Origin of the sequence: Pseudidiomarina insulisalsae (assembly GCF_003987065.1) — a bacterium.
GTDB lineage: Bacteria > Pseudomonadota > Gammaproteobacteria > Enterobacterales > Alteromonadaceae > Pseudidiomarina > Pseudidiomarina insulisalsae.
In genome coordinates, this window is sequence record NZ_PIPY01000005.1 from 196,495 (window position 1) to 207,837 (window position 11,343).

Sequence of the window (11,343 nt, forward strand, 5' to 3'; positions counted from 1 at the left end):
GCATGCTGGAATTGCTATGGATAGCATTGTTGAACAGCGAGGTGACCACAGCGCCGTCGCCGGCCTTACGTCAACAGTTAGAAAAAGTAAGCGCGCTACGCATTGCTGAGTTGGCTGAGCGCGCGGCGGAGACCGAAGTGCGGAAGCTACAACATAAGTTGCAGGCGGCACAGCTGTTAGCCCAAATCCGCGAGGTTGAACAGCCGGGATCGGCACACGCCGATGCCGGAGAAAATCCGCTACATGGCATTCAGTTGCTAAGCGTCATTGACTCAGGCCAGCAGGTCAGCGTCTGGTTTCGTGAGGGGGAGCGTGCGTTTAGCCTGCAACCTTCGCAACCGTCATCGCATGGGCTGCAAATGGAACTCAGGGCGCGACAAGTAATTCTGCGCAAAGGCAACTGGCAACAGGTGTTTCATCTGGCGGAGGGCTGGTAATGCGATATATGACCGCAACCGAATGGCAGGCCGCCGTGGCCGATGAGCAGTTTTTGGGAGAATGTGTGGCACTGACTGAAGCTACACCTGAGGCCGAAGCCGCGGTGGTGGTCACCACCGAAGGCTATCTGATTGCCAGCCGCGCCGCCTGGCGCTTGAATTCGCTGGCACTACTGAACCTGCAGGAGGAATTACAGGCTCGCAATCAGTTTCGTCGCTATCTGCTGGCTGAAGCACGGGATATTCGTAGCTTTCTGCATGACGCTGAGGCCGCGCAACAACAGCACCGCCAACAGCAGCAGGCACAGCAATTCGATCGTACCCGCGCGCAACTGGCGCTGGAAGATCTTGTCAGCCAGGCATTGTTGTTGCAGGCGTCAGATATTCACCTGGCCTTTGATGCACAGCGGGCGACCCTGGCGTTTCGGGTCCATGGTCGCATGGTAGGACATATAGAGCGGCCCCGCGAAACGCTGGCGGCTGCCATTGCCGCAGCGCTGAATACCAGTTCCGATGACTTTCATGAGTTGTTTGATGAACAGCGCCTGTCGAGCGCCAGCATCAACGTCACGGTAATGCATGAAAATGAGCCGCAGCGGTTGCGTTTGCGCGTGCAAAAGTCACCGACCCGCAATGGTTTTGCCGTCACCATGCGAGTGCAGTTAGAACGTCAGCATATTTTGCGTTTTGACGAGCTTGGTGTCGCTTCCGAACTGATCGCGCAACTTAATCTGTTACTGGAGCAACCGCGCGGGTTGCTTATCGTGGCAGGCCCGACCGGGCAGGGAAAGACAACCAGCCTGGCGGCGCTTAATTTAATTATTCCACCGGATCACAAAATTATCTCACTGGAAGATCCGATCGAAATTATTCAGCCTCACATTGAACAAAAGCCGGTGATTGCTGAGCATGCCGAGCTTAACTTTGCCAACATGGTCAAGGTTGCACTGCGCGAGGATCCGGACGTGATCTCTATCAGTGAAATTCGTGACGGAAAAACCGCGCAGGCCGCGTACACTGCTGCACTGACCGGGCATTTGGTGACTGCTACACTTCATGCCCACGATACCTTTGGTGTTATCCAGCGCCTCAACGATTTGGGGCTGTCGAACGAAATGCTGGCGCAGCCGGGCGTACTACGCGGGTTACTGGCACAACGGCTGATCAAACAGCCGTGCAACCACTGCCGGGGGGATGTTGCAGCTCACTGCGGCTTTTGCCATGGCAGCGGGGTCGCTAAGCGCAAGTTCGTCGGCGAATTTCTGCTGGCAGATGCCAGACTGCGGCAAGCCTTGCGCGACGGGCGGCTTGATGAGCACCGACAACACCTTATCGAGCAGGGCTGGCAGCCGTTAGAACAGCAACTGAAGGAGACCGTGCCATGCAGTTGACCCGGGCGCAGCAACTGGCGCTGCTTGAGGATATCGCACTGGCCATCAGTGACGGGCTTTCTGCCGCCCAGGCCTGTCAGGAACTCTTGCTACACGCCAGACAACAGGGCATGCAACGCGAGCAACAAGCGATTGCGGAAATGCAAAGTGCACTCTTTCGCGGTATCCCTATGGCTTCGGCTATGGGCAAGTGGTTCGCGCAGGATCTCTGCATGTTGGTGAGTGTGGGTGAGCGTAGTGGCTTGCTGGATCAGCTGATTGCAGCTCAGCGTCAGTTTGAGCTGCAACGAAGTGCGGCGATCAGCGGCTTTTGGCGACCGCTTATTTATCCTGTGCTCATGTTACTGATCACCATGCTTGCCTGTTTTGCGGTGGGACAACAGGTGATGCCAAAGCTCGCTGACGGACTGCCGCAAATTAGCTGGCCAGCGTTAAGCCAGCATCTGATGGAGCTTTCTGCTGGCCCATGGCTGCTTATCATCGCGCTATTATTGCTACTGACAGTGCTTATTAGCTGGGGACCTTATCCCCTCATCGATTTTCGTTTTGCGCTTTGGCGTCGCTGTGCGCGCTATCGCGCCTTTGTTATCCGCCGTTATTTTGATGGTGTGTTATTGCTGCAAACATTGACCGTGTTACTGCGCGCCGGGGTACGCCTGGATCGGGCATTACAGGCCATGCAGGAATTTGGCAACGGCGCCCTGGCACCCTTGCTACCAAAGTTAAGGCAACGGCTGGTACAAGGTGAGCGCGCACTGGAGAAAATATTAGACTGTGGTTTGTTATCACCACGCATGTTGTTCCGGCTAAGTAATGGCAGCCGGAACGCTACCGAGCATGGCACCTTGCAACGCGTTGCCAGTTACGCTGCGGCTGACGCCACAGCTGCGCTGCAACGTCTGCGGGTCGCTATTCAAATCAGTTGCTATGCGCTGATTCTCTGGTTGTTGCTGGTTACGGTAGGAGGCATGGGTGCCATGCTGATGGCGGTAACTCAGCAACATGTCCGTTAGGATGTTTTGCGAAACATGGAGTGTTTACTTATGAAAAAACAGCAAGGTTTTACTTTTATTGAGGTATTGACGGTCTTAGCCATTATTGCGCTGGCGACGATAGGTACCCTGGCAGTGCGTGATTGGGCGGTGGGCAACTCCCGCGTCAGTGACGCTAAGAATCAGGTCGTCACCATTCAGGCTGGTGCGCAGTTATGGCGACCACGTAGCGGTGACTTCACCGGAATTAGTCTGGCCTCGATGTCGGCGATTGCTGCAGTTCCGGAGACCTGGGGCGACGGCACCAGTATTAATCCGTGGGGCGGTAATATCAATGTTGAGGCTGATGCCGCAGATAGCAGTCGTTATGTGGTCACCTTGTCCGGTATTGCGCAGGACGGTGAGGGTGCGCGACTGGCGCGCGACTTTACTGACTACACGGTGGACAGTAGTTACAGCGCAGGTACGCTGACCTTGCGTTTCCAGGGCTAACGGAGCGCCGGCGATGATCATCCATGCAAAGCGGCGTTATTTGTCCCCCCGAAATCACGGTTATCTTTTATTAGAAGCCGTCATTGCGATGGGCGCTCTGGCCGCATTCGCGTTGTTGGTCATCGCCACCTTGGGTAACTTCAGTCCGTTGCTTGAACAGCAGCAATTGCAGCTTCAACAGCAGCAGGAACAACAACAGATCGTGCTGCGTGATGCGTTAATCGATACCCATAGCCAATTATTTCAACTGCAGCAGGGAAGCTTATGAAGCGATATAAGGGCTACATTTTGTTTGAACTGGTGATTGCCATAAGTCTGTTGTCGGCATTGCTGTTATTCAGCCAGCAGTGGTTGCTGCACAAAAGTAAGCAACAACAGCAACAGTCAGGTGTCAGTGAGGCAAAAACATTGCTGCGGGAAATTGAGCGCTTCTGGTTACTGGAGCGCCGCATCCCCGGCGATTTAAATGAACTGGTCAGTAAAGGTTACCTCAGTCATGTCTGGCAGCCCTGGCCACAACCCTGGATGCTGAGCCAGGAACACAACATGTTGCGGCTAAGGATTGCCGCGCCAGATTATGAGCAGGCGCTATGGTTAAGCCAGCAGATTGCAGGCGCGCATGTGACCGCTGCCGATGAACTGAGTCTGCATGTGTTTGAGCCGGTGCAGCTGGCATTGCAGGAGCGTTACCTGCAACGCGTTGCCGACCCACTGGCGCCGCAGTACAACCAGATGGAAGCAGATCTGGATATGAACGGCTACAAAATTACCAATGTAGACCAGCTTGACGCAAAGGTCGTCGTGGCCAGGACCGCGAACCTTACCGCGGCACAGTTTGAGTTATTACGCGCCAACGAACTCGAAGTCGATACCCTGGTCGCGACACAGGCAAGTATCAGTGGTCAGGACTTAGCTGTCCTTGCGGATCGCGTCGCGCTGTTACAGCAACAATGGCAGCAATGCCGCGCCGCCGGTGGTTGTCAGTGAGGCATCTGCGGCGGCCGCGAATGCGAGGCCAGGCGATGGTAGAGACCCTGGTGTTACTGCCGGTTATTTTGCTGGGCGTGTTGCTGGTGGTGCAGCTGATCTGGCTGTTGTTCGCTACAGCCACCTTCCGTGTTGCGGTAAGTTATAGTGTGCGGGCTGGCTCCCTTAATCACGGTGAGCGGGCGATCATGGAGCGTACCCTGACGGCTGCTATGGCGAGCCTGGAACTCCAGTTTCCGGGCGCGACAGAACCGCAGGCGCTGGAGTTACAGAAGCTGGCGCTACTCGCCAGTGCCAGACAATGGCTGCATTTTCAACTTACCGGTAAGCTGCAAGTACACCGGCCCAAAGCGCAAGTGATGGCAGCTGAAGCGGAACGTCGGTATGATTTAAAGCAGCAACGTTGGGTTCACGAGCTGGCGGTGGATCATCCGCACACCCGTATGGCAGCCAGTAATGATCCCGCGACCTGGCAGCAACAGCGTATGTTGGATGTCGAAGTCTGGTGGTGTTTGCCGTTACAGGTGCCGTTGGCGAACCGGGTAGTGGCCGAACTTAAAAATCAGTTTGCGTCGGCGGCCCAGCGTCATTGCTGGTTACGTGGTCAGATTCAGGGGAAACAGTACTGGGCGCTGGAGCAGCGGCTGGCATTACCGCTGCTCAGTGGCTATCGCCAAAGTTAGGGTCAGAGTCAGGCGGGTAGTTCAGGTGCGTGCCAGGTATCACAGGCCTGCAAGGTATTTTGCATGAGCGTTGCGACCGTCATCGGGCCAACACCGCCTGGCACCGGGGTAATGAAACTGGCGCGTGCGGAGGCCGGCGCAAATTCAATATCGCCCACCAACTTGCCGTCGCTACCCCGGTTAATACCCACGTCAATCACGACCGCACCGGGTTTGACCCAGTCACCTGGAATAAAGTTTGGCTTACCCACTGCCACCACTAACACGTCAGCGCGCTCGACATGGGCGCGCAGGTCTTTGGTGAAGCGATGGCAAACCGTCGTGGTGGCCCCGCCTAACAATAACTCCAGGCTCATCGGACGACCGACAATGTTAGAGGCACCGACGACTACCGCGTGTAAGCCATGCAGATCCAGCTCAATCGAGTCGAGCAGCGTGATTACACCGCGTGGCGTACACGGCCGCAGTGCCGGGTTACGTTGCGCTAAGCGACCCATATTAAACGGGTGAAAACCATCCACATCTTTAAAGGGGTCGATGCGCTCAAGCAGCTCTTGAGCATCCAGCCCGGCAGGCAGCGGCAACTGGACCAGGATGCCGTCGACGGTGTCGTCGTGGTTGAGTTTATCGATAAGCTCTAATAGCTCCTGTTGCGAGGTACCGGCTGGCAGGTCATAGGACTTCGAGGTGAAGCCGACTTCTTCGCAGGCACGACGTTTGCTCCCGACATAAACTTCAGAGGCGGGATCTTCTCCAACCAGAATAACGGCAAGACCCGGGGCACGCAGACCTTTCTCGATGCGGGCGGTAACCCGCTGCTTGACCTGATCCCGAACCTGCTGGGCGACTTTTTTTCCGTCGATAAGTTGCGCTGTCATTTGATTCCTCAAAAAGCGATAGAAGTGGTGGCAATGTTGGTGCTGTATTTTTGCATGTTTCGGTACAGGGTTGTAGTTAAGATTAGGGATATTTCACAGCGCAACGTATAATTAAACAACGAATTGATTTAAAAATCGGCAGTCAGTTGATTTGCTCAAAAAAATGTTTGACGCTGCCCGGAGGAGTGGGTATTATTCGCCCCCGTTGTCAGGCCGCGTCCTGCACGGGTTTACAAAAATGTCGGCGAGTAGCGCAGCTTGGTAGCGCACTTGTTTTGGGTACAAGGGGTCGCTGGTTCGAATCCAGTCTCGCCGACCATTTTTGCAGTACCATGCGCCCGTAGCTCAGCTGGATAGAGCAACGGCCTTCTAAGCCGTCGGTCGCAGGTTCGAATCCTGCCGGGTGCGCCATTTTAAGCCCTGGCATGACATGTTAAGTAGTGGTGGCTGTAGCTCAGTCGGTAGAGCCCCGGATTGTGATTCCGGTTGTCGTGGGTTCAAGTCCCATCAGCCACCCCATTTTCTCGAAGTCCTCCTCAAGAAAGTCAATATCGGCGAGTAGCGCAGCTTGGTAGCGCACTTGTTTTGGGTACAAGGGGTCGCTGGTTCGAATCCAGTCTCGCCGACCATTTTGTTATTTCAAAGTTGAAATCACCTACAAACTAGCGCATATTGCATAACGTTCCGTTAATATAACTGGTTGTGGCGTTGCTCCCTGTGATCGTGCATGGTGACAGTTTGCGCTTGCGACAGCTAAGTGGAAGGTTACTCATAGCGTGATGACATCAAATCCTAATCCTCAATCGGTCACCGATACCACCGCGCGGTTTGCCTACCTGATTTCACAAATCAGTACCAGCCTTATTAATGCGTCTCCTGATGAAGCTGCTGAGCATATCGAAAAAGCACTGGCAGTATTGGGGCATGACGACGATAAAGACCGCTGTTATGTGTTTCTTTTCAGCGATGATTATGCGCAGATGTCAAACACCCATGAGTGGGTGCGTAGCGGCATAACAGCGCATAAAGAAGATTTACAGCAGGTACCTGCCGATGCCATGCCCTGGTTCTTTGCCCATATGCAGGAAGCCGGTCGGGTACTGGTTGATGATGTGCATACGCTGCCGCCCGAAGCGGGCGGTTTTCAGACTGAGCTGTTACGTGAAAAAATTCAGTCAATGATGGCGGTAGGAATGTTTCTTGAAGGCCGCCTGATCGGTTTCGTCGGTTGCGATTTAGTGCAACGTCAGCGCAACTGGAGCGACGATGATGTGCGCCGCATGCAACTGATTGCCGACATGATCGCCAATACGGTCGCGCGGCACCGGGCGGAAGAAAAGCTGCAACAAGTTCAGGTTGAGTTGCGTGCCGCCAATGAGCGTCTGGCACAATTAGCCAATGAAGACGGGCTGACCGGCCTGAGCAACCGCCGTGGCCTTGATACCGCGATGGATAGTGAATTGCGGCGCATGCAGCGCAACCGACAGCTTTTGACCGTGATGATGGTGGATATCGACCATTTTAAAGAACTCAATGACCGCCATGGGCACATGATCGGTGATGCCGCCTTGCGTGGCGTCGCGCAGGAGCTCTGTCACGTGTTGCAGCGTAGTGGTGAAGTACTCGGTCGTTTCGGGGGGGATGAATTTCTGGCAATTTGTCCGCAACTGACACAACAGGAAGCCGAGCAACGTGCGGTGACGTTGATGGAGCGCGTGAAAAACGTGAATACCGCAACGCCACTGACGGTAAGTATCGGCATTTATACTTTTATACCCGAACCCACAACGACCCCTGATGAAGTCTTGCGCGCGGTGGATAAAGCTGTTTACCAGGCCAAACATGATGGCCGTAACCGCTTTTTTGCGCTTGCTGCGAGCTCGCCGACTACAAAAAGATAACCCGACTACTCGACGCGACGCGAAGCCTTCGCTATAATGCTGCGTCATTTTCAAGGGCCCCAGTGTCGTGGGCTCAAGGCCAATAGTGAAGCCGAGGTAAGAAAGCAATGCAGGTTTCTGTAGAGACAACCCAAGGATTAGAACGCCGCGCCACCATTACTGTGCCAGCGGCAACCATCGACGAAAAAGTCAAAGAGCTGTTGAAAACTGAGTACCGTAACCGTCGCATTAACGGTTTCCGTAAAGGCAAGGTACCACCGAATGTATTGCAAAAGCTGTTCGGCAAAGAAGCTCGGGCTCGCGCTGCGCAAGAATTGATGCAGAGCAAATATTTTGAAGCGATCATGCAGGAAAAACTGAACCCTGCGGGTCCTCCTTCGATTGAACCGAAAGTGAATGAAGCAGGTAAAGACCTGGAATTCGTTGCCACTTTCGAAGTGTATCCGGAAGTGAAAGTTGCAGGCCTCGATAAAATTGAAATCGAAAAGCCTGACGTGAATGTCACCGACAAAGACGTTGATGACATGCTGGAAACGCTGCGTAAGCAACACGCTGACTGGAAAGAAGTGAAGCGTAAATCGAAGAAAGGTGATCGTATCACCATCGACTTCACTGGTCGTATCGACGGCGAAGAATTCGAAGGCGGTAAAGCACAGGACTTCGCTCTTGAGTTAGGCCAGGGGCGCATGATTCCAGGTTTCGAAGACGAAATTATTGGCATGAAAACCGGTGAAGAGAAGACCATGAAGGTAACCTTCCCGGAAGACTATCACGCGGAAAACCTGAAAGGTAAAGAAGCTGAATTTGATATTGTTGCGAAGAAAGTTGAAGAGCGCGTACTGCCTGAGATCGACGATGAGTTCGTAGCGCTGTTCGGCGTGAAAGAAGGCGGCGTTGACGCATTGAAAGCGGAAGTTCGTAAGAACATGGAACGCGAGCTGAAAAACACCGTGCAGAGCAAAGTAAAAGAGCAGGTTCTGAAAGGTCTGGTTGAGCACAACGACGTTGAAACGCCAAGCGCAATGGTGAAGCAGGAAATCGACGTGTTACGTCGCCAGGCAATGCAGCGCTTTGGTAACAATGCGCAACAGATGCCAGAATTACCGGCCAACCTGTTTGAAGAACAAGCGAAAGAGCGCGTGAAGATCGGTCTGTTACTTGGCGAAGTCATTCGTGGTAACGAGATTCAGGTCGACGACGCTAAAGTTGATGAAATTATTGCCAACAACGCTTCTGCTTATGAAGATCCGGAAGAAGTTGTTGCTTACTACAAAGCGAACGAAGAGCTGATGCAGCAGGTACGCAACGTCGCTCTGGAAGATCAGGCAATTGATTTCATTCTTGACCAGGCCAAAGTGTCTGCCAAGAAGACCAGCTTTGATGAGCTGATGAACCCAAAACAACAGTAAGTTAGGGAATTCCGCACGCTAAGCGTTGACGGAGTGACTTACAACTTGGTTTAATGGCTCGTATAGTCTTATACGAGCCATTTTTATTTCTAGGAGTAGTTGCTATGTCGGAACTCGCGCACGATCCTCTCGCGCAGTTAATCCCGATGGTGGTTGAGCAAACCGCTAAAGGTGAGCGTTCTTATGATATTTATTCGCGCCTGTTAAAAGAGAACGTCATTTTTCTTTGTGGTCAGGTCGAAGACCATATGGCCAATCTGATTGTTGCGCAGTTGCTGTTCTTAGAGTCCGAGAATCCGGATAAAGACATTTACGTGTACATCAACTCGCCCGGTGGCGCGGTGACCGCAGGTATGGCCATTTATGACACCATGCGCTTTATCAAAAACGATGTCAGCACCGTGTGTATGGGACAAGCTGCCAGTATGGGCGCATTCTTGCTGGCTGGCGGAACCAAAGGCAAACGCTACTGTCTGCCTAATTCGCGGGTGATGATCCACCAGCCGTTAGGTGGCTTCCAGGGTCAGGCTTCTGACTTTGAGATCCACGCGCGGCAAATTCTCGATATTAAAGAACGGTTGAACCGTATGTTGGCGGAAAATACCGGACGTGACTATGAACAGGTCGCGAAAGACACCGACCGTGATTACTTTATGTCGGCCGAGGAAGCCGTTAACTATGGCGTGGTTGACAAAGTATTGACGCAACGAGCTGGAGAGTAGCATGACTGATAAAACCAAAGGTAGCGGCGACGAGCCGCTGTTTTGTACCTTTTGTGGTAAAAGTCAGCACGAGGTCCGCAAACTGATTGCCGGGCCTTCAGTATTTATTTGTGATGAGTGCGTTGAGCTGTGTAACGATATTCTGGACGAAGAGATCAAGAATATTGCGCCCAGTGAAACGTCTGATCAATTGCCTACCCCACGGGAAATTCGTAATCACCTTGACGCCTACGTGATTGGTCAGGAGTTTGCGAAACGGGTATTGGCAGTAGCTGTATATAATCACTACAAGCGTTTACAGAACTCAGGTAAAGGTAAGCAGGAAGTTGAATTAGGCAAAAGTAATATCTTGCTGATTGGTCCTACCGGCTCCGGTAAAACCTACCTGGCCGAAACCCTGGCGCGCTTTTTGGATGTGCCCTTTACCATGGCCGACGCAACCACGCTGACTGAAGCAGGTTACGTCGGTGAAGACGTTGAGAACATTATTCAGAAGCTATTGCAAAAGTGCGACTACGACGTCGATAAAGCACAGCGCGGTATCGTTTATATTGACGAGATCGACAAAATCTCACGTAAGTCAGATAACCCTTCGATCACCCGCGATGTCTCCGGTGAAGGGGTGCAGCAGGCCTTGCTGAAGCTTATTGAGGGTACCGTTGCCTCCGTGCCACCGCAGGGTGGACGCAAACATCCGCAGCAGGAATTTGTACAGGTTGATACCTCGAAAATTCTGTTTATCTGTGGTGGTGCCTTTGCCGGTCTTGATAAAGTCATCGAGCAACGGGTCAGTACCGGTACTGGTATTGGCTTTGGCGCGCAGGTGAAGAACAAGGCGGCGGAGCGTATGGCGAACTTGCTGCAGCAGGTCGAGCCGGAAGATCTGGTGAAATATGGTCTGATCCCTGAGTTTATTGGCCGTTTACCGGTACTGGCGACACTTGAAGAACTTGATGAAGATGCCCTGGTGCAAATTCTGCAAGAGCCGAAGAACGCCCTGACCAAGCAGTACGCTGCATTGTTCGAAATGGAAGATGTCGAGCTTGAGTTCCGCGATGACGCCTTGCGCGCGATAGCCCGTAAAGCTATGCAGCGCAGAACCGGTGCCCGTGGCTTGCGCTCTATTGTTGAAGGCGTATTGCTCGATACCATGTACGATCTGCCGTCGATCGATAATGTCGCTAAAGTGGTGATTGACGAGTCGGTGGTCACCGGCGAGTCAAAACCTATTATGATGTACCATAATCAGGAGCAGGAGCGGCAGGCATCAGGTGAATAACTGCCTCAGTTAGCTTGAAAATTATGCAAAAAGGGCCGTTAAGGCTAATGCCAGTCAGTTAAGAGCTGACTGGCATTTTTTTTACGGGGTATTTGACCTGCTTGGATCGCACTTCTCGTGGATAAATTCGTTCGGTTCTCCTCATTGGTAGGATGAAGTGCTCCCCGAGATC

12 protein-coding genes and 4 tRNA genes are annotated in these 11,343 nt (G+C 53.0%); 15 read left to right on the forward strand and 1 reads right to left on the reverse strand.

From position 1 onward, the window contains the following. Positions 1-2 precede the first annotated feature (2 nt). Genes CWI71_RS06175 through CWI71_RS06205 form a run of 7 tightly spaced genes read left to right on the forward strand, consistent with a single transcriptional unit; the run spans position 3 to position 4,982 of the window. On the forward strand, positions 3-437 hold the full coding sequence (locus CWI71_RS06175; protein WP_126754397.1) for a hypothetical protein: 435 nt from the start codon (positions 3-5) through the stop codon (positions 435-437). Beyond that, the gene (locus CWI71_RS06180; RefSeq protein ID WP_126754398.1) at positions 437-1,828 is read left to right on the forward strand and encodes a GspE/PulE family protein; all 1,392 of its coding nucleotides are present in this window, start codon (positions 437-439) and stop codon (positions 1,826-1,828) included. Before CWI71_RS06175 ends, CWI71_RS06180 begins: the two co-directional genes overlap by 1 nt. Then, positions 1,819-2,841, forward strand: a complete 1,023-nt coding sequence (locus CWI71_RS06185) for a type II secretion system F family protein (protein WP_126754399.1) — start codon at positions 1,819-1,821, stop codon at positions 2,839-2,841. Before CWI71_RS06180 ends, CWI71_RS06185 begins: the two co-directional genes overlap by 10 nt. A gap of 30 nt (positions 2,842-2,871) precedes the next feature. Further along, positions 2,872-3,312: a type II secretion system protein gene (locus tag CWI71_RS06190; protein WP_241967645.1), complete on the forward strand. Its 441-nt coding sequence runs from the start codon at positions 2,872-2,874 to the stop codon at positions 3,310-3,312. A gap of 13 nt (positions 3,313-3,325) precedes the next feature. Then, on the forward strand, positions 3,326-3,580 hold the full coding sequence (locus tag CWI71_RS06195) for a hypothetical protein (RefSeq protein ID WP_126754401.1): 255 nt from the start codon (positions 3,326-3,328) through the stop codon (positions 3,578-3,580). Further along, positions 3,577-4,299 (forward strand): hypothetical protein, encoded by a 723-nt coding sequence (locus CWI71_RS06200; RefSeq protein ID WP_126754402.1) that lies wholly within the window; start codon positions 3,577-3,579, stop codon positions 4,297-4,299. Before CWI71_RS06195 ends, CWI71_RS06200 begins: the two co-directional genes overlap by 4 nt. A gap of 20 nt (positions 4,300-4,319) precedes the next feature. Then, positions 4,320-4,982 (forward strand): hypothetical protein, encoded by a 663-nt coding sequence (locus tag CWI71_RS06205; protein ID WP_126754403.1) that lies wholly within the window; start codon positions 4,320-4,322, stop codon positions 4,980-4,982. Between the two features lie 8 nt (positions 4,983-4,990). Here CWI71_RS06205 and folD read toward each other — a convergent pair whose 3' ends face one another. After that, positions 4,991-5,860 (reverse strand): bifunctional methylenetetrahydrofolate dehydrogenase/methenyltetrahydrofolate cyclohydrolase FolD, encoded by an 870-nt coding sequence (folD, locus tag CWI71_RS06210; protein ID WP_126754404.1) that lies wholly within the window; start codon positions 5,858-5,860, stop codon positions 4,991-4,993. Positions 5,861-6,102: 242 nt separating this feature from the next. Here folD and CWI71_RS06215 point away from each other — a divergent pair. From CWI71_RS06215 to clpX, 8 genes are all read left to right on the forward strand, one after another. Beyond that, positions 6,103-6,179, forward strand: a tRNA-Pro gene (locus CWI71_RS06215). A gap of 15 nt (positions 6,180-6,194) precedes the next feature. Beyond that, a tRNA-Arg gene (locus CWI71_RS06220) sits at positions 6,195-6,271 on the forward strand. Positions 6,272-6,303: 32 nt separating this feature from the next. Next, positions 6,304-6,379 (forward strand) — tRNA-His (locus CWI71_RS06225). Positions 6,380-6,412: 33 nt separating this feature from the next. Beyond that, positions 6,413-6,489: transfer RNA gene (locus CWI71_RS06230), tRNA-Pro, on the forward strand. A 150-nt stretch (positions 6,490-6,639) separates the two neighbouring features. Next, positions 6,640-7,761 carry a sensor domain-containing diguanylate cyclase gene (locus CWI71_RS06235; protein WP_241967648.1) on the forward strand — a complete coding sequence of 374 codons (1,122 nt, stop codon included), beginning with the start codon at positions 6,640-6,642 and terminating at the stop codon, positions 7,759-7,761. 107 nt (positions 7,762-7,868) lie between these two features. Beyond that, a complete protein-coding gene (gene tig, locus CWI71_RS06240; protein ID WP_126754406.1) occupies positions 7,869-9,170 on the forward strand; it encodes a trigger factor in 1,302 nt (433 codons plus the stop codon). Positions 9,171-9,274: 104 nt separating this feature from the next. Beyond that, positions 9,275-9,892, forward strand: coding sequence for an ATP-dependent Clp endopeptidase proteolytic subunit ClpP (gene clpP, locus CWI71_RS06245; RefSeq protein ID WP_126754407.1), 618 nt, complete (start codon positions 9,275-9,277; stop codon positions 9,890-9,892). 1 nt (position 9,893) lies between these two features. Continuing rightward, on the forward strand, positions 9,894-11,171 hold the full coding sequence (gene clpX, locus CWI71_RS06250) for an ATP-dependent protease ATP-binding subunit ClpX (RefSeq protein ID WP_126754408.1): 1,278 nt from the start codon (positions 9,894-9,896) through the stop codon (positions 11,169-11,171). Positions 11,172-11,343: the final 172 nt, after the last annotated feature.